Here is an 18,256-nt window from a genome sequence, read left to right as displayed (position 1 = left end):
CTCCGGCCCGGCTCGCCCGGACACGCGGCGCCGCTCCGTGTGCGCCGCGCCGGGTTCCTCCGGCTCGCGAAGGGGTGGGAGTGGTCGACGACGCGGCGGTCAGGCGGCCGGGGCGGGGCGTGGGCTGCCGTGGAAGACCTGGCTGGTGTGCCAGGAGCGATGGATCGCGGCGACGGGGTGGGAGCCCGGTTGCGGTCCGAACAGGGGGCGGCCGGCGAGTGCGACGACGTGTTCGCGGGCGGCGGGACTGTGGCCGACGAAGCGCTGGGAGACCAGGACGCGGTGGCCCTCGCCGACACCGAGGACGCCCTTGTCGAAGAGCTTGTGGTGCAGCGAGCACAGGCACAGTCCGTTGTCGACGTCGTCCGGTCCGTCGAACGCCCACCAGCGCACGTGCGCGGCCTCCAGCCCGACCGGCACCGCGCCGATCCTGCCGTCGTAGCCGCAGAAGGCGCACCGGTACTCGTAGGCCGTCAGGACCCGCTCCCGCATCCGCGGATCCCGCCGCCTCCGCACGGCGGCCGAGAGCCGTCCGGGTTCCGCCGGCTCCAGCTCCAGGCCGACGGATTCGCACAGGTCGCCGTGGAGCGAAGGAGGGAAGTGCAGGTCGAGCAGGACCCGTGCCAGCCGGCCGAGCAGCTCCGGCTCACGCCGAAGCGCCGCGCGCAGCTCCGGCGCCAGCCGCCCCGCGGCCCCCGCGGCCCGCAACTCCCGCACCCCGCTGCCGGGGCTGCCCGGTCCGCGATCGGTGCGCACCTCCCACACGCCGTCGCTCACCAGGTGATGGAACGGGTAGGCCGGGGTCGTCCTGTTCGGCGGCCCGTACTCGGTCAGCAGCCGCTGCAGATCGTCCTCCACCGCGCTGTAGCGCAGTTCACCGGCGGCGTCCCGCTGGAACCGGCCGAGGGCGTACAGCAGGAGCAACGGCTTGTGCGGAGCGCGCGTCCCGCTTCTGGTCCACTGCCTCAGTCTCGCCATGCGCTCCAGCCAGTCCATGCCCGGCGATCGTAGTCGTGCCCCGTCGACCGGCACTCCGCGCGTGTGTGGAGAGCCCGGGGAGCCGTGGCTGGCAGACCCCGGCTAGGCCGGCGGCATGCTCGGTCCACGGGCCCGCACCAGGCGGTGGTCGGCCCACGGGCCCGCACCAGGCGGTGGTCGGCCCACGGCCACCGGCCCGACGCGCAGGCCGCGCGGCGGCGCAGCGCGGGCGGGGTCGGCAGCGCGCCCGGCGGAGCGGAGCGCAGCCGGCGCGAGCCGTGGAGTCGACGCCATCGTCGTCGCCACGGTCCCCGCACCATCCGCGACGCCGACGCCTCCCCGTCATGGCAGCCGGGAGCGGCGTCGGGCAAGGTGCGCACGGTGAACGGCCCGCCGCCGGTGACGCGTACGCGCGTACAGGGCCCGGCCGACCCGGGCGCGGCGCACCGCGCGTCTAATCCGCTCACCAGACCAGATGCGCGGCCAAACCCAGGATGACCGAGTTTCCCGCAAGCGCTGTGACGAGCCTGCTCCGAGGGCCGGTCAGGGTCCGGCGCAGGAGCGCGCCGCTGGTGGCGAGCATCGCCTGCCAGCTGGCTGAGGCCACGAACGCCGCCACGACGAACAGCAGCCCGCTCGCCGGCGAGGGAGACCCGCCCCGGTGGCCGACGACGAGGGCACCGAAGTAGACGATGGTCACCGGGTTGAGGAGAGTCAGACCGACCAGCCCGGAGTAGGTGCGCCGCAGGGACTGGGGAGTCGCCTCCAGGCTGGGGCGGGTGACTTCGCGGTGGTGCGTCCGTACCGCGGAGACCAGCCCCTTCAGCGCTATGCAGGCCAGCACCCCCGCCGCCAGGACCTGAAGCGGCCGGGAGGCGGGCTGGATCAGCCGGGCGAGTCCGGCGCCGCCGAGGACGGCGGCGAGGGCGTAGAGGCCGTCGGCCGTGGCCACGCCCATGGCGGCGGCCATTGCGTGCCGGAAGGAGACTCGGGAGGCAAGGGTCACGATCAGGACGGACATGGCGCCGACGGGCATGGCGATGCCGTAGCCGGCGAGGAGACCCGAGACGAGGGCGTCGGTCATGTAGGGCTGGCTCCCCGAGTGCTTGGCCGGGGTCAGGCGGGACGCGGCATCGAGTAGCTGTGGCGTCGCGGTGATATCCGCTCGATGGCCGCCTGGGCCTCGGCGCAATCCTGGAACGTGACCTGGGTGAACTGATCGAGCCACTGGCCGATGCGACCCTGGACGTCGAGGGTCAAGGGGTCGGCGAGGCCGTCGCTTCGGGCCCGTCGCGCGAGGCTGCCGAAGACGAGGCTGCCGGGCATGGGGACGAGCATGTTGCCCTGGACGACGATGACCCGGTCCTGGAACAGGTCGGCGACCCGCTGGACCGCGGCCACGCTGCGTTCGAGGCTCGACCGTGTCTCGCCCTCCACGCCGAGGATCACGCCCACCTCGATGCGGAAATCGTGGTGGTCGCGCAGATAGCGCAGGCGGTCCCACAGCGTCGGGACGCTGTAGCCCTTCTCCAGGAACTCCAGGCCGGAGTCGCTTGTGCCGTCCACGCCCATGTAGACGCTCCAGCAGTTCATGCCCTGGAGTGCCTCCAGCATTTTCGGGGTCATGTCCGCGACGCTGAGATAGCCGGAGTAGCGCATCTCGGCGTACCTCGGGGGTCGAGTCGCGACGAGATCCCGCAGCAGGCGAGGAGTGAGGCTGTCGCCCCAGTCCTTGATGGAGCGGAAGCCGGTGCCGAGGCGGTCCTGGCACAGTGTGTCGAGTCGGCTGATGCGCTCCCACATCTCGCCCGGCGGCCGGTAGGCGAGCTTGCGGGCGGGGATGGCGCAGAAGGAACAGCTCTTGACCAGATCGCCGTCGCGCCAGACCCGGTGGGGGCAGCCTTCGTGGCTCAGGCCGCTGTAGGTGAGGGACTGGTAGGGGTAGTCGGCGCGGGCGAGTTGGAGCCGGAGGTAGTCGAAGATCTCGGTGTAGACCTCGAACGGCAACTCGTCGAGGTACTCGTCCGGACCCGGGCGGCCGGCGGCCTTGCGGGTCCGGCGGACCCGCGTCCGGCCGTCCTGCGTGCCGAGGTAGACGAAGTTGGGGACCTCGTCGAGGGGCACGTCGGTGAGAAGGGCTTCCAGGGTCCGCTCGCCCGCGTCCGTACATGCCCCGACGAGCACGTCCGGGCCGAGGGACTGGCCGCGGCGCAGATACTGCTCGGCCCCGAAGATGGCACCGGCTCCGCCGAAGACGATGCGCCGCGCTCCCGTCTGCGCGGCGAGGTCCAGCAACTCGAAGGTCGCGTCGCGCGTGTGGTCGATGCAGTGGAAGCCCACCAGGTCCCACGGCTGGGCCGCGATGACGTCACGGCACTCCGTCATCGAGCGGTGGTTCCCGTCGCAGATGGTGACCTCGATCTGCGCCCCGAACCTCTTGAGGAGGAACGAGGCCAGGTAGAGCAGCCCCTCTTGCCAGAAGAAGTCGTTGATGTAGCCGTATCCGTACTGCTGGGGCGGGACGACGAACAGTAGTTTGTGGCGCGCCATGGCACGTGAGTCCTTCTTCGGTCGCGACGAGGGGCCGCTCTGGGCCTGTTGGGCGTGCGGGTCAGCGCGCGCGGGGTTGGAAGACCGGGAGCGGGGTGACGTCGGCGTTGCGGCTGCCGGCTCCCACCTCGACGGTGGGGAAGTGGGCGCGGTCGAACACCTCGTGCAGGCTGGAGGTGCAGCCGTGGGGCACGGCAACCGTGACGCCCTGTTCCCCGATGGTGGACTTCGCGGCGATGAACCGGAAGCTCTCCCCCGGCCGCAGCGGGATCGTGGACCACGACTCGGCGATCTCCGGGTCGCCGAAACGGCGCTGGTAGACCGTCTCGGCTTGGGAGGAGTCGTTGCGGACCTGGACGTGGACGGCGCGAACGTCGCCGTGCCATTCGAAGGAGGCGGTGTCGAATCCGGGGCCGGGGAGCTGGGCGACGGTCGTTCGGCGGTCGGTCTCGGTGAAGAGGGTGAAGTGCGCGTCGGTGCCGCAGGAGCTGCACAGGCCCTCGGAGGTGAGACCGACGGGCTGTGCGTTCAGCCCGTAGCGCGTCACCTGAACGGCGCCGCAGCCGCGGCAGGTCGTTGTCGTCGAGTCGGTGTCGTAGACGTTGCCCAGGTACACGTGTTGCAGCCCCATGTCGAGGGCGATCCGGCGGGCGCCTTCCAGCCGCTCGATCGGTGTGCGGATCGTGTCGGTCATCTTGTAGTCGGGGTGGAAGCGCACGAAGTGCGTCGGTACCCGCGGAGACAGCCGGCCGCCCACGAACTCGGCCATGGCCTGGGCGGTCTTCTCGTCGTCGCTCAGGTCGGTCACCATCAAGGTGGAGACCTCGACATGCTTGCCGGCTCGGAAGACCTGCTCGGTGCCCTCCAGCACGGGCTCCAGCCAACCCTTGGTGATCTTCCGGTAGTAGGCCGGATCCAGCGACTTGATGGAGATCGAGAAGATGTCGATGACGGGGATCAGTTCCTCGATCGCCTCACCGCTGATGAAGAACGCGGACTTGTACAGGTTGACGATTCCCGCCTGCTTGGCGAGGCGCGCGGTCTCGACCACGAACTCGTGCCAGACGACCGGGTCGTTGTAGGTCCACGAAATCACCTTTATGCCATGCTGCTTGGCGATGTCGACGACCTGCTCGGGTGTGTAGTGATAAACGTCCTTGCCGTCGATGTAACGTGCCTGGGAGGTCTTCCAGTTGTGGCAGTAGTCGCAGTTGAGCATGCAGCCGACATTGCCCATCGAGAGGATCCGGGCGCCGGGAGCGTAATGGAAGACCGCTTCCGTCTCGATGGTCTCCTCGGTCGCGTGCACCGAGCGGCCGTAGTTGAGGCTGACGAGGTGGCCGTCGTGATTCGCGCGCACCATGCAGAATCCGTGCTGGCCCGGCCGGATACGACAGTTTCGTGGACTGAGGTGACATCGCACCACGTCGTCGTCGAGCTGTTCCTCCAGCCTGGCCGGGTGAGCGTTGTGCCAGGTCTTGTCAGTCATTCCCATGCCCCTCCTTCAGGGGACGCGGCAGGGCCGTGACGAGGGGGTGGTCGACCGCCGCGGGGCCGACGTCACCAGCGCTTCCCGGCGAGCCGATCCCCGAGATCTCGAAGAATTCGGCGTTGGCCCGGGTGTAGCCGGACCACTCCCCGGGGACCTCGGCCTCGGGGAAGATCGCCTCGACCGGGCAGACGGGCTCGCACGCCTGGCAGTCGATGCATTCGTCCGGGTGGATGTAGAGGCTTCGTTCGCCCTCGTAGATGCAGTCAATGGGGCATACGTCAAGGCACGCCTTGTCCTTGACGTCCACACAGGGTTGAGCAATGACGAAGACCATGGCTTGCCCCGGTATCGGCTGACGGTGAGAGACGCGCCATACCGTAGCGATGTCCGTGGACTGCGAATAAGAGCAAGTACCGGACAGACGTCGTCGGCTCACGGGTATCTTCGGCCTCACCGGCACCCCGTCATTGTCCGGACATGCAGCTTGCCGGGGAAGGCAGATGCGTACGGGGCCGATGACGCGAAAGCGCCGTATATTACCGGCGGTTTGGTCATGCATAGCGATCCTGATACGGCAGGGGGGCGTGCCGGACCGAGGATGGGGCCACGACCCGCTGCCGCATCAGGATCACGAGAGGGAATGCTCTGATGAGTGATCGGTGAGGCGATCGGTGAGCGCTTTCAGCGGTGCCGTTCCCAGGTGAGGACGGCTTCGGCGATTGACACCATTCGAGTCGGGCTGCAGCGCGCGTGACGGAAGATCCTCCAGCACTTCAGGCGGGCGATGCCTCGTTCGACGGGTACGCGAGCGGCGGACAGGGCCCGGTTGACCGTCTGCCCGGCTGTGGTGAGTTCGCCGTGGGTGGCCGGCGCTTGGGGGTGGTGACGCACTCGCCCGTGCCGATGTAAGCCCTGTCGGCAAGGATGGAGACACCCTGCGCTCACAGATCCTGACGACCTTGTGTGCGGGCGGCGGTCAGGTCGTGTGTCCGTCCGGGAGGGTGGGCGAGAGCCACAGCGTCCGGCCGTCCGGGTCCGTGATGACCCGCATGTTTCACACCATGCCCCTTGTGCTTGGTCGAACAGTCCGCGCGCCCGTCGCCGACCCGGTAGCACTCGGCGAGTGTGCCGTCCAGGAGTACGTAGTCGGGGTCTGCCTCGCGCAGGACCTTCAGCAGGCCCGCCGCCTTGTCCGCGAGGTGTTCGATAAAAAGGGCCTGGTCACAGCCACCTGGCTGGCGGCCTGCCCAACGCATGCCCGGCTTGACAGGCGAGGGCTGGAAACGGAGCCTTCCCAGGCCACCGTGCCGGTCCCCGACCCTGCTCAAGCCAGCGTGGCCGAGGCGATGTCGGAGTAGTCGGCCCAAGCCGCGAATCGTTGGCGGTGGATGGCGCTCATGTTCTCCATGACCTCGCGCCGCAACGCCGTGACCAGTTTCGACTCCAGCTCCGCGTTCACACGACCCATCGCTCGGAGCGTATGTGCCATGGAGACCGCCTGATACGGCAGCAGCGGTGGCAACGTGCTGCCCGGATCACGCGCGTACGCGTACAACATGCCCTCGAAGTGCGGAGTTGCCAGGTCCACCGCGCTCGCGCTGTACCAGTCGCGGACGATGGTCGCGCACAGCTTCGGTACGGATTCCTTCGCCCCGGGCTCGTCCCCGCCGAGTCCTCTCGCGATGGCCAGCGCGCGACCCGCGCTCGCCCCAAGCAGCGAACGCTGGATCGGCGGCGTGAGCACGGCGTCCGTGGAGGAGAGCAGCGCGCCCCAGAACGCCCTTTCGTCCGCTGGATGGGTACCGACCATTCTGATCGCGCCGACCAGTGCGAAGTGACGCTCATACCGGGGCAGCCCGGTGAACGCGGTGAGCGCCTCCGACCGGTCGGCGAAGGCTGGCCGTGAGGCGAGGACGAGGTACCGCCCGATGACGGCTGGGGCGGTGGGGCCGACCGGTGACAGGGCGGCCCGACATTCCTCGCTGCCGGCGAAACCGTGTAGCTCGAAGATGGCGTCCGAGGTGCGGCAGGCCAAGCCGATGTCGTTGCGCGAGATCGCCCCTCGGTCGGCGGAGGCCGCGGCGAGCCCTCCGCCCTGGAGGAATGCCTCCGGGGCAGAGGGCTCGAGCGCGGTCCACCTGCGGACGGTCTCAACCACGTGCACGGGCGCGCGCCGCCCCTGCGCTACGGCAAGCTCACGGAGCTCGACACTCAGTAGCTGACGACGGAAGTCCGGCGCCAGCTCTGCCGCATGAAAGGCAAGGACGTTGGACAGATGCACGTACTGCTCCAACCCGCGCGCGAGGGTGTTCCGAGCCACGATGTCCAGGTGCTCGCCCAGACACTGGCGTACCGCCGGGAGTGCTCCGCTGAGCGTCCGGGAGTTGCCGGCCGCCGAGAAGACGGCGGCGAAGTCGTTCGCGGTGAGCAGCGGCAGATCCCAAGCTAGCGTGTCGCCTCGCAGGCGGTCGCCGATGACCGCCTCGAGGTGCCCGCTCAGATCGGCCTGCCCGTGGGTGTCCGCCCACGCCAACAGGCGAACCAGGAGCCCGACGTGTCTGTTGGCGAGCGCGTCGCCGAGTTCGGTCCAGGTTTCAGCGCTCGCGAGCCGGTCCCGAAACGCCGTCGCCAGCTCCGGGCGTCTCGGCTGCAGGAAGGCGTGGTACTGGATCACCTCGCCAGGTCCCCGGCGTATGCAGTGGCGCACCACCTCGGGGATCGACGCGCCGACCCGCTCCGACATGACGGCGACGAACTCGGCGTTCCGCTCCGCGATCTCGCTGGCCCGAAAGCAGCTACCCAGCTCGGATGAGCTGGCCCGGCTCATTTTCTCCGCCACGTCGGCGGTCCGGACGTTGAAGAGGATGGCGAGCAGCTTCCCGCTCAACTCGTCGTCGAACCGGCGGGTGGCCATCCCGAGGTTCAGCAAGGACCAGACCGGCGCGTCGTAAGACCAGGCTATGAACTCCTGCCGTACCGCCGGCTGCTTGAGCAGCGTGCTGAACAAGGCGGTAGTTCTTGGGAGCAGCTTGAGGAAATGCAAGAAGTGCATGACGTCCAGCGGTGAAGACTGCTGGACCTTGGTGGCGAGGAGCTCTTGCTCCAATGAAAGCTGGTGGTCGATGTCCGAGAGCTCCGCGACACCGAGGGAGACGAGCTGACGTGTCGTCCGCGACAGGTTGGACAGATTGGACTCCGCGAGGATGTCCTTGCGGATGATGCCGTTCTCGACCAGGTGCGCGAGTAGCCGCGCGGCGTCGGTGCGGCGTCCGGCCTGGACGAGTCGCGAGGCGATCCCGCAGGCGACATAAGGCTCCGTGACCGCGATCTGATTCAGCTCCGCGGAGTCGGTCGATACGCCTAGCGCACGCAGCAGCAGCGGCGCCACAGCCGGATGCCCCAGGGTGTAGTAGCGCGCACGGGAGTGGATGAGACCTTCCGTGACGAGCTTCGACAGGCCGTTGGAGACAAGCGAGCCGGGGCTCAGGCCGAACTCGTAACGTCCGGCCGTGGCCAGGCGGCGCAGGTTCTCTTCCTCTTCGGCGCTGCGGCCGGTGAGATACCGCGACCGGATGAAGGCGACGGCGTCCTGCTGGGAAAGCGTGGTCGCGCCGGCCGCCAGCCGACCGATGCTTCCGCGCATCGCGAGTGCGAACGTCACCAGGTCGGGGAACGTCTCCTTCCATCTCATGAGAGCGCCGTCCGACGGCAGGGCCAGGGCGGCACGGGCGAAGGCATCTGTCCGACGCCACACGGCGAGCAGCGACCTGTCGCTGACGGTGAGCCTTACGGTCGGCACGCGATTGTCGTGCTCGTCGCGCCGGGAGAGCAGCAACATGAAACCGCGACCGCAGGTGGCCAGCCAGTGATTGACGATGGTCCGTTCCAGACGTCCATCGAGGTGTGTGTTGTCGACGATGAGCAGTCTGCCTGGCTCGTCGAGGGTGGTGAGGCGGTCGAGCAGCAGAGCCGTGTCGGTGACGCTGAACGGCGCGTTGAGACTCGCCAGGTCGACGTAGAAGGCCCCGTCGACCCGCGCGGCGTCACGTCCGACCATGGCCGCCATCGTGGTCTTTCCCGTGCCCGACCCCCCGGAGACGCGGGCGATGCGGCGCGTGCTCAGGTAGTCGATGACCTCGTGGAACTCGGGTAGCGGGGCGGTTGTGGCGGCGCCGTACTCGTCACGCTGCAAGGCGATGGTCGCCGGGTCGCCGTCGCCGTAGATATCGGCATCGTCGATCCGGGCGAAGGGTGTGATCGACGGGACTTGGCCACTGCCGTCCACCTCGGTGGTGGGCAGCAACTGGGCAAGCAAGGCGTACAACACCTCGGCCGAGGCGCGGGCCGCAAACTGCTTGTACCGATCGTCCTTGTTGCTGTCGGCGTGATCCATGACGCCCTTGGCGATCAGGCAGTACGGCACCCGATGCTGGTGCGCCACCGTGGCGACGGTAGCGGCCTCCATCTCCACCGCAGCGATCTTTCGCACCCCCATGCGCTGCAACCGGGACCACAGCCTGGGATCGGCGACCACCGCGCTCCCCGACGCCATCGGGGCCGCCACCACCTCGAACGGCAGCCGCCGTGGCCCATCCACATCGTCGTACAACCACCCCCGCACCCACTCGGCACCATGGTCGGTCAACTTCAACCCGGTTTGGGCACGGCCGATCAATCCTCCTTGTTCCCATTGCTGCAGCCGCGCCCTCCAAGTGCCTTCCGGGAAATACCGACGACGCGCGGGATGGCTCCGCGGATCCTGGCCCCGGTGCAACCGTTCCAACAGCCACGGCAACGCGTCCTCATCGTCTACCGGGCGGTAACTAGGCAGCCCTCTGGGAGTGAAGTCCTGCACCGCATGAAGCCAACGGTGGTCCAGCCGGAACTGCCGATTGTCACCTTTGAGCCCCGCCGCGGATTGCTTGCCCTCGTCCCATTCGTAGACAGGGTCGGCTACCACGACATCCCCGAGAGCCATGTCGTCAGGGTTACCCGCGCACACCCCGCACATAGCCAGGCATCCGGGCTGCAACAGATGAGTCAACGTGGTCACGACTGGCGCCGTTTCCCGGCTGCCCATGTGGGTCGATCGTGCCAACGCCACCGAGAAGCGTCGGCCGTCCTCTCGACAGTACTCACCCCACCAGTACGGGGCCGATCCCCCCGCGCCGCGCTCCTCCCACCGCGCCACTCCAGGGTCGCCAGATACTCCGGCGAGGCCCGCGGCCTTCGCCTCTGCTAACTCCTCCTGCAATGCGGCGATGATCAAAACGTCAACCCGGTCCACCGACATCTAGAGGCCACACCTCTCCAAACAATGCGGCCCGGTACCAGGCCCTCCGAATCAGACGAGGGTGTCCCGAGTCTCGTGGAACTTCGGTGACGACCTATTCGTACTCTACGCCGCGGTGCCGACAGGCTCCAGGTATCAGTCGATTAGTGAAGTTTTGGGTCTGCTGCTCGATCGGGTGACATCTTGACCTGCCCCACAGTCTGGTTTCCACCTGCGGTGGCCAACTGGCGGCGGGAATGGTGTCTTGTTCGCAGCGTAGTTCGTACTCGATCGGGGTGCGGTAGCCCAGTGCTGAGTGGCGCCGCTGTCGGTTGTGGCAGACCTCGATGTACTCGAAGATCGCGTTTGCCAACTCGACGCGGATATTCCACCGTTGGCGGTCAACAGTTCGATCTGCATCGAGGACCCGCCCGGTTCGGGTCCGGTAGCGGAGGGCCAAGTCTGACGCGTCGACCACGAGGGTGGAGTCCTGTCTGGAGTCGATCGACCAGCCCACGATCCTGCGGCTGAACGCGTCCAGGACCGCCGCGCAGTACACCCACCCTTCTCTGGTGCGGTGTTGCGTGATGCCGGTGACCCACAGCTCGTTGGGACGCAGCCGATGGAATTTCCGGTTGACCAGGTCGTCGGCGGTGACGACACCTCGCAGGCGCTTGATCCGCACCGGTCCGGGCAGTCCGTAGCCCGGCCTGTGCCATCAGCACCGACACGGTCCTCGAGCACACCTGGATGCCCATGCCCAGGGAGAGCTCGGCGTGGACGCGACGGTAGCCGTAGGTGCCGCGTGAGGCGATGTGGACCTCCCGGATCAGCCCGGTCAGCCACTCCCGTCGCAGCTGCCGCGGCGTGGTCGGGGTGCGCTTGTGCTTGTAGTGGTTCTGCTGGGCGGCCCCGAGGATCCGGCAACATCGGTCGACCGGTGCCCCGGCATCGACGAGACGGTCGATCACCGGGTAGAGCCTTTTGGGACCGGCTTGTCCTCGCCGAGGAACTTGGCGACCTTGCGGACGATTTCGAGCTCGGATTCCAGCTCGCGGATTCGTCGCCGCTCTGCATGCAGCTCTGCGGACTCCTCCGAGACCCTGCCAGGGCGCCGGCCGTTGTCGATGTCGTCCTGGCGCAACCACTTCGACGACATGACCTGATGGATGCCGAGGCCAACGGCGGTCTGCTGCTGCCTCTTCCTGCCCACACCAACGCGATGGCGCGGGCGCGGAACTCAGCGGGGTAGGTACGGGGCATGTCCGGCAGCCTTTCGTGAAGGCCGTCAGCTAGCCAGCAGAACTGGAACCTGAGAGGTGAGGCAGGTCAACCTGTCATCCGATCCTGCATCAGACCCTCCCGCCCACAGTTGGCTCTCTCCCAGCATCAGTGCCCCCACGATCTTCTGTGACAGTAGTGGGGCTCACTGACAGAGAGGCTCGGACGGCAGCGGCGGACGCGTTGCGGAGCGAGCAGTCACAGGCGCGTCCAACGGGGCGTTGGGCAGCGAGGTTCCAAGATCTTCTCCCACATTTCTCCCAGCAGGCCCCGAAACCACTCAGGGGCCCGACCCGCGATGCGGATCAGGCCCCTGACCTGGTACTTCACTGTCGGGGTGGCGGGATTTGAACCCACGACCTCTTCGTCCCGAAGCAACTTGGGTGGGGGCGGTGCCTTGGGCTGGCGCGCTTCTCACCTGCGCAGACGGTCCGCAGACGTCCGCGCTCGTCCGCCGCTGTTCGTGGGCGTTGTCACGCAGTTAGACACTCAGGGTGCTTCGGGCTCGGGCAGTCGCCGGGCGAGCTCCATGGCGTTCCTAGCTCGGGCTTTCACGAGTTGGGGCGTCCGAGGCTTGATCAAACAAGCAGAGAGTGCTCCTGAACTTCAACGATGGGACTTGTCTTGGGTCCTGTTGGCTGCACGGAGAGAAGCGCTCTCCGGGTGAAGAAGCGTAGCGGGTCATACCCGCGTGTCTGCATCGAGGGCGGCGGCCGGACGGTGGTCTCGCAGTCCGGAGGCGTGCTGTTGGTCGAGACCGTCCGCAAGGCCGGCTTATCAGCGGCGCTGACGCCGTGGCGGAAGCTGCAGGCGGTGCACGATCCGGGCAAGGTCCTGCTGGACGTGGCCCTGGCGGTCGCGCTGGGGCGGGACTGCCTCGCGGATGTCGCCATGCTGCGGGCCGAGCCGGCCGTGTTCGGGCCGGAGCCTCCGACCCGACGGTCTCCCGGCTCATTGACACCTTCGCGGCCTCCGGGAAGAACGCCCTGCGGGCCATTCGTGCCGTGTGGGCTGAAGTCCGCCGACGAATCTGGCGGTTGGCCGACCGGAAAGCGCCAGATGCGGACGGGACGGTGACAGCACCGACGCAAACACAGAGCCCCCGTAGGCAAACCGACGAGGACTTACGCATGATTGGGGCTAACCTCGCGCTTTCAGGAAGTGGGCTGTCCAGCAGGTGATCGAGACAGCAGAGAGTGCCTCTGACCAGCGAGAATGCGGATTGCTGAGGTCCTTGTTCCCGCTCCTTTCGGAGGCACTTTCCAGGTGAAGCAGCCTACCGGGTCCTACCCCCATGTCCGTGTCGAGGATGACGGCCGAGCCGTTGTCTCGCAGGCCGGATCGGTCCTGCTGGTCGAAACGGTCCGCAAGACCGGTCTGGATCAGGCGATATCGCAGGCTCTGGCGCCGTGGCGCAAACCGCGGGCCGTCCACGACCCGGGCAAGGTCCTGCTGGACGTCGCCCTGGCGGTCGCGTTGGGCGGGGACTGCCTCGCGGACGTCGCGATGCTGCGGTGTGAGCCGGCCGTCTTCGGCCCGGTCGCCTCCGACCCGACCGTCTCCCGCCTGATCGACGCCCTCGCCGCCTCTGGCGAGAAAGCTTTGCAGGCCATCCGGTCCGCACGGTCCGAAGTCCGGCAGCGCGTCTGGTCGTTGGCCGGTAAGAGCGCCCCGGACACCGACGGACAGGTCACGGTCGACCTCGACGGCGTCCTGGGGATCGCGCACTCCGACAAACAGGACGCGGCCGCGACCTGGAAGAAGACCTACGGCCATCACCCCCTGACGGCCTTCGTCGACCACGGCCTGGCCGGAACCGGAGAGCCGGTCGCCGCTCTGCTCAGACCGGGCAACGCAGGCTCCAACACAGCAGCCGACCACATCACCACCGCCCGCCTCGCCCTGACCCAGCTACCGAAGAAGTACCGGAGCGGGCGGCAGACGCTGATCCGCACGGACTCCGCCGGCGGCACCCACGACTTCGTCGCCTGGCTTGCCAAGCGAGGACGCTGGCTGTCCTACTCGGTCGGCATGGTCATCACCGAGACCATCCACAGCCACGTCCACAAGATCCCGCCAACGGCTTGGACCCCGGCCATCGAAACGGACGGCGAGGTCCGCGACGGTGCCTGGGTCGCCGAACTCACCGGCGACCTGCTCACAGGCTGGCCGAAGGGCATGCGGCTCATCATCCGCAAGGAACGACCGCATCCTGGTGCCCAGTTGAGGATCACCGACGCAGACGGCATGCGGATCACCTGCTTCGCCACCAACACCCCTGACCGGCCGATCGCCGAGCTCGAGCTCCGCCACCGCCTGCGAGCCCGGGCCGAGGACCGCATCCGGGCCGCCCGTGCGACCGGACTGCGCAACCTGCCCCTGCACCACACCGCCCAGAACAAGGTCTGGCTGGAGATCGTCCAGATCGCGCTCGACCTCCTGGCCTGGATGCCCATGCTCGCCCTGACCGGCCACGCCCGGCTCTTCGAGCCCCGCCGGCTGCGATTCCGCCTGTTCTCTGCGGCCGGCCAGCTCGTCACCACCGGTCGGCGCCGCATCCTCCGCCTCGCCCGTCACTGGCCCTGGACCAGCGAGATCACCGGCGCCCTTGAACGGCTTGCGCTCCTGCCGAACCCCGGCTGACCAGCGGATTCACCTGCCCCTACGAGAAGAGGAACCAGCCCGGAGCAGTGGAACCCGGTGCCCACCCGAGGCAACACTCGGGCCGTCGGAATGCCCGAGATCAGCCACCGAAAGCAAAACCGTCCACCGACTCCGTCGGCGGACCGTCATGCAAGATCGAGGCTAAGGCGCTGGCATGCCCCCGTCTAAGCGGATGTCGTAGTTGGAACTCGTTCATCTGATGAACGTCGCTGAGCGGTACGTCTGATCATTTTCCGCTTTCTGCATGCTTGGGTTTGAAGTCATGCGGAGGAATGCGTAACGGCTGGTAAATCTGGCAGTAATCGACCATCGCGGTGGTCTTCCGTACCACTTCCGTCCTGGAGCCACACATGCCGCAGCAGATGAATGGCGCGCAGCGACAAGCTGTCTGGATCAAGGCGCTGGCCGCGTTAGCTGCAGTTGCCGCAGCCGGCTTCGGAGCCTGGAAGGCCTTCGCCCCGGAGGACGGTGGCGGCCACAACATCAGCTGCCACGGGACGGCGGTCTGCGGTGAACACAACGATGGGAACACTGTCGGCAACAGCAACAACAGCAACAACAGCAGCAACAGCAACGGGAAGAAGTGAGCCGCCGCCTAGCTGCTGCCGTGATCGTGGCAACTTGTCTGATGGGCCTGACCACGGCTGGCTGCACGGACAACGTCTGTCACGACCAGGCCATTTGCGGTAATCACAATGGCCACAACTCGCTTGGCTCCGACGCTTCGGCTTCCAGCGACTCCGAGGATTCGCCGGACGCGAGCACGCCTGCCGACAGCGAAACGCCCTCCGTCGAGGCCACGAGTGACAGCCCTGACTCCGGATCGGCTGTACAGGACAGCTCGACGGACAGTGACCAGTCGACTGATGCCCCCCCGACCCGGCCCAGCCGTCCGGAGAGCGTGTCCCTCTGGACCCTCTGCCAGTCAAACAACGACGTGTTCGACTGCGGCGGCTTCAACAACCCGAGGACCGTCAGTGTGGGGGACCACACCTTCAACTACGTTGGAGAGACGAACCCAAACGATCACAGCACGGGCTGGAAAATCGTGATGGGCATGGCCTCGACCACGTGCAGCACCATCACTCTCCAATTCGCCTCGGGAGACAGTCAGACCAAAGTCGGCCGGGAGGTGCGCCTGCGATTGACGCAGGAGCATGCCGCCGCGGTCGAGGAATCAGCGAAGGACGGGACGATCGGCAAGCTCACCGCGAACATCGCCGGAGGGGCATCGTTCAAGATCGAGGGTAGCGCGTCCTACGACACCAATGTGCTCGTCAACGGAAGCGCGATGTGCACCACGGTCTCCGGTACTTAGCCTCGATCGTTGAAGCCCACCAGCCAACACCTCTGCAACCGCTAACGGCGGGCCTCGACGGGCAGGCATGCTCTGTCTTCTTGTCCTGGGTCTTGCCGGGGATCTTGGTGAGCTGCGTTTCCGCTGCTCAGAGGCGGTGGGCACGTGCGCCTAGTGGTCGTCGTTGGTCGTCATTGGCCACTGCCGAGCGGCCTCGGACGGCCCAGGGACGGCCCAGCCGCCGAAGCTCCGCCCCAGTCTCTAACGTCGCCGGCGCCGACCGATAACGCTGCACAGCACTTCGAACCAGCTCACGCAGAGATACCGTAGCCTCCACCACCAGCCTCTCCGCCGCCTCAGGCGCTGAGACCCCAAACTGCGCGTCACACCTGCGGGTGCCGGAGGTCGGCCAAGCCGGGGCGCCCGACTTCGCCCGCTACCGCCGTGTAGGTGGCAGAAGCCGTTCCAGCCCGCAGAGTTGCGGCATGCTTGCCCTTGCCGTGTCACGCCAACGCAACGCCCCATGAACCGATTCTGACGTGGCCAGGACGAGCAGGTGCGCCAGTTGCGACCTTTGGATCACGACGGATCGTCGTCGACGGGACGGCGTAACGCTGGCGGCTGCGGGACCCGACCGACGTACTTCCAGTGGCTGGCCTGGTCGCCGAGTCCATCTGCCGTGCCGTCCCACGGACGGGATGCTTCCGCGGCTTGTCGTCTCTATAGATCAGCGGGCGGTCCGGTGGTTTGCCGCCCAGACGGTGGCCGGGTCCGGTGGAACAAACGATGGGGAGGCTTCTCTGAGCCTGGGCAAGCGCTGCCGCTACGACGTGCGAAAGCCTGCCTGCTGGGGATTCAGGATCTCTGATGGGGTGCTGCTTGTTTGACGAAGTCGTGTTCCAACGCGATGATTTGGATAGCATCCAATGTGGAGTATGCGCTGCGCAGGCGCCAATTGGGGTGTGATGGCGATTCGCCTGTCCTGCGGCATTGGTCCGGCGCCTCTTACTGTGACCGGCTCGCCGAGGAGGACCCTTGGACGCAGGCCTAGCAGCCGTCCTCGGGGCCGTGACGGGGTCTGTCGGCACCCTGCTCGCATCCCTTGTGACCGGCTGGTCGCAGCGAGCTGGGACTCTGATCACCGTACGGGCTGAACATCGTCGGGACGTGCGTGAGGTACGACGGACCGCCTACCGCAGTTTCCTCGCAGCGGCCGAGCCGGTGGAGGAGATGGTGGCAAACTTCCATTGCCTTTCGGGTGTACCGCTACATCTGTTCACGCCGGGGCTCGTCAGCCGCAGCGAGGAGCTGTACCGAGCTCTCGATAGTGCATGGCGCGAGGTCGTATTGAACGGCCCAGTTGAGGTTCTTCAGCATGCAACGGCCGTCAAGGAGAAGGCACTCGCACTTCTAACCTTCGTCAAGGACGGTGCCCGACATCTCGAACGGTCAGCATCATCTGACCAATTCGACGCTGAAGCGGTAGGTAGTTTCTTGGAGTCGACTCGGACGATCGAAGAAGACATGAGTGGCTTCCGTCGTCAAGCTGCAGAAGCTCTGCTAGACGACGGCACAGGGTGAGTATGACCCCACTCGACGTTGTAGCTGCCCGGGCACTGGTCCGTGGGGAGCGCGACGGATCGTCTTCGACAGCACGGCCAACCGCTGGCAGTTGCGGGGCAGGCCGATTTACTTGCAGGGGGCTGGCCTGGTCGCCGTGCACGTTCGTGGTCGAGCATGCGGGCACCCCCGGCATGACGCTTGTGGTCACCACCGACCAGCCGCACTCGAGTAACTGCGCTCTTTCAGAGTGGCCACTGAACGAGCTCACTGAATCGGTCGTGAGGCTGAGCCTGTACTGCCGTCTGGTGTCGCGGTCGCGGCTATTCGGCTTGCCCTGCCTGGAAGACTCCGACGGTTCTGGGCTCCGTCATCCACCTCGATCAGTCCGCCGGCTTCGCACCCTCGGCCTGATGCGCGTGGCCCCGCTACGGCACGATGACCCACATGAGCGATCAGTGGCCTGTCATCCTCACCGCAGCTCTCGGCGTGGCTGGGACCGTCGTTGTCGCCTACATCGGCATCCACGGAAATCGCCGACAGACCACGGACCAAGCCGCTGTCGAGCATGAGCAATGGCTGCGCGGACAGCGGCAAGAGGCTTACGTGGCTCTTCTCGACGCGTGGGACACCGCCGTCAGCAAACTTGGACACACAGTGGACGTGTGGCCTGAGCGAGAGGAGTGGCTACACGGCCAGGGCGGTGAACCTTATGAGCTGGAGAAAGCCGTAGAGGAAGACCTTGTAGACGCCCGGCAGGGCTTGTCTAAGCCGTTAGATCGCGCCGCCATCCTGGGCCCAGCATCGGTGGATGCAGCGGTCAGCGCGATGGACAACGCCTTTGATGCTGCGTCTGGGTATCTCAACCATCAGTCGAACCCGGATGAGCCGTTCGAGCGGGACTGGCACTCATGGCCGACGCTGATGACTCGGGCACACCAGGCGCGGAGACAGTTCACGGAGGCCTCGAAGCTTGTCCTGCGAACGCCGCCGCGGCCGGGCGGCGTTCACCTGCGTTCACGGGCGGGTGGTCATCTTCGCGGCTACCGCCTCCGGTCCCATGGAACAGCCATGAACAGGGCCGAGTGAGACGAGACTGAGACGGCCCTGCCTGTAGCCGAACCGTCTTGCGGGTGTCTCGGCAACGGGTGAAACGAGGTTC

11 protein-coding genes and 3 pseudogenes are annotated in these 18,256 nt (G+C 67.1%); 6 read left to right on the top strand and 8 right to left on the bottom strand.

Annotated features, from left to right (window positions below):
- Positions 1–99: 99 nt before the first annotated feature.
- From MXD57_RS12310 to MXD57_RS12275, 8 genes and pseudogenes are all read right to left on the bottom strand, one after another.
- Positions 100–996 carry a phosphorothioated DNA-binding restriction endonuclease gene (locus tag MXD57_RS12310; protein WP_250401401.1) on the bottom strand — a complete coding sequence of 299 codons (897 nt, stop codon included), beginning with the start codon at positions 994–996 and terminating at the stop codon, positions 100–102.
- A 445-nt stretch (positions 997–1,441) separates the two neighbouring features.
- Positions 1,442–2,062, bottom strand: coding sequence for a LysE/ArgO family amino acid transporter (locus tag MXD57_RS12305; RefSeq protein WP_250401400.1), 621 nt, complete (start codon positions 2,060–2,062; stop codon positions 1,442–1,444).
- A gap of 32 nt (positions 2,063–2,094) precedes the next feature.
- Positions 2,095–3,528, bottom strand: a complete 1,434-nt coding sequence (locus MXD57_RS12300; RefSeq protein ID WP_250401399.1) for a B12-binding domain-containing radical SAM protein — start codon at positions 3,526–3,528, stop codon at positions 2,095–2,097.
- A 61-nt stretch (positions 3,529–3,589) separates the two neighbouring features.
- Entirely contained in the window at positions 3,590–5,017 is a 1,428-nt protein-coding gene (gene amrS, locus MXD57_RS12295) for an AmmeMemoRadiSam system radical SAM enzyme (protein ID WP_250401398.1), read from the bottom strand.
- Positions 5,010–5,354: a ferredoxin gene (fdxA, locus tag MXD57_RS12290; protein WP_250401397.1), complete on the bottom strand. Its 345-nt coding sequence runs from the start codon at positions 5,352–5,354 to the stop codon at positions 5,010–5,012. The genes amrS and fdxA overlap by 8 nt, the downstream gene beginning before the upstream one ends.
- Positions 5,355–5,701: 347 nt before the next feature.
- Positions 5,702–6,228 (bottom strand): annotated as a pseudogene (locus MXD57_RS12285) (transposase family protein); the annotation flags it as partial.
- 116 nt (positions 6,229–6,344) lie between these two features.
- On the bottom strand, positions 6,345–10,313 hold the full coding sequence (locus tag MXD57_RS12280) for a phosphorylase family protein (RefSeq protein ID WP_250401396.1): 3,969 nt from the start codon (positions 10,311–10,313) through the stop codon (positions 6,345–6,347).
- A 259-nt stretch (positions 10,314–10,572) separates the two neighbouring features.
- Positions 10,573–11,555 (bottom strand): annotated as a pseudogene (locus tag MXD57_RS12275) (IS3 family transposase); the annotation flags it as partial.
- A 681-nt stretch (positions 11,556–12,236) separates the two neighbouring features.
- Between MXD57_RS12275 and MXD57_RS12270 the strand changes: the two are divergent.
- The 6 genes and pseudogenes from MXD57_RS12270 to MXD57_RS12245 form a co-directional block, all read left to right on the top strand.
- Positions 12,237–12,649 (top strand): annotated as a pseudogene (locus MXD57_RS12270) (transposase); the annotation flags it as partial.
- Between the two features lie 190 nt (positions 12,650–12,839).
- Positions 12,840–14,216, top strand: coding sequence for an IS1380 family transposase (locus tag MXD57_RS12265; RefSeq protein WP_250401395.1), 1,377 nt, complete (start codon positions 12,840–12,842; stop codon positions 14,214–14,216).
- Positions 14,217–14,587: 371 nt separating this feature from the next.
- Positions 14,588–14,824, top strand: coding sequence for a hypothetical protein (locus tag MXD57_RS12260; RefSeq protein WP_250401394.1), 237 nt, complete (start codon positions 14,588–14,590; stop codon positions 14,822–14,824).
- Between the two features lie 41 nt (positions 14,825–14,865).
- Entirely contained in the window at positions 14,866–15,555 is a 690-nt protein-coding gene (locus MXD57_RS12255; RefSeq protein WP_250401393.1) for a hypothetical protein, read from the top strand.
- A 1,146-nt stretch (positions 15,556–16,701) separates the two neighbouring features.
- A complete protein-coding gene (locus tag MXD57_RS12250) occupies positions 16,702–17,115 on the top strand; it encodes a hypothetical protein (RefSeq protein ID WP_250401392.1) in 414 nt (137 codons plus the stop codon).
- Between the two features lie 426 nt (positions 17,116–17,541).
- On the top strand, positions 17,542–18,183 hold the full coding sequence (locus tag MXD57_RS12245; RefSeq protein ID WP_250401391.1) for a hypothetical protein: 642 nt from the start codon (positions 17,542–17,544) through the stop codon (positions 18,181–18,183).
- Positions 18,184–18,256: the final 73 nt, after the last annotated feature.

The organism is Streptomyces cellostaticus (assembly GCF_023630175.1).
Classification (GTDB): Bacteria; Actinomycetota; Actinomycetes; order Streptomycetales; family Streptomycetaceae; genus Streptomyces; species Streptomyces cellostaticus_A.
Note: the sequence above shows the minus strand (reverse complement) of the source record. Positions and strands in the feature narration are given on the sequence as shown.

Coding starts and splice junctions, on each gene's coding strand:
- fdxA (WP_250401397.1), bottom strand. CDS start 5,354: ATGGTCTTCGTCATTGCTCAACCCTGTGTGGACGTCAAGGACAAGGCG.
- MXD57_RS12280 (WP_250401396.1), bottom strand. CDS start 10,313: ATGTCGGTGGACCGGGTTGACGTTTTGATCATCGCCGCATTGCAGGAG.
- MXD57_RS12260 (WP_250401394.1), top strand. CDS start 14,588: ATGCCGCAGCAGATGAATGGCGCGCAGCGACAAGCTGTCTGGATCAAG.
- MXD57_RS12305 (WP_250401400.1), bottom strand. CDS start 2,062: ATGACCGACGCCCTCGTCTCGGGTCTCCTCGCCGGCTACGGCATCGCC.
- amrS (WP_250401398.1), bottom strand. CDS start 5,017: ATGACTGACAAGACCTGGCACAACGCTCACCCGGCCAGGCTGGAGGAA.
- MXD57_RS12300 (WP_250401399.1), bottom strand. CDS start 3,528: ATGGCGCGCCACAAACTACTGTTCGTCGTCCCGCCCCAGCAGTACGGA.
- MXD57_RS12255 (WP_250401393.1), top strand. CDS start 14,866: ATGGGCCTGACCACGGCTGGCTGCACGGACAACGTCTGTCACGACCAG.
- MXD57_RS12245 (WP_250401391.1), top strand. CDS start 17,542: ATGAGCGATCAGTGGCCTGTCATCCTCACCGCAGCTCTCGGCGTGGCT.
- MXD57_RS12310 (WP_250401401.1), bottom strand. CDS start 996: ATGGACTGGCTGGAGCGCATGGCGAGACTGAGGCAGTGGACCAGAAGC.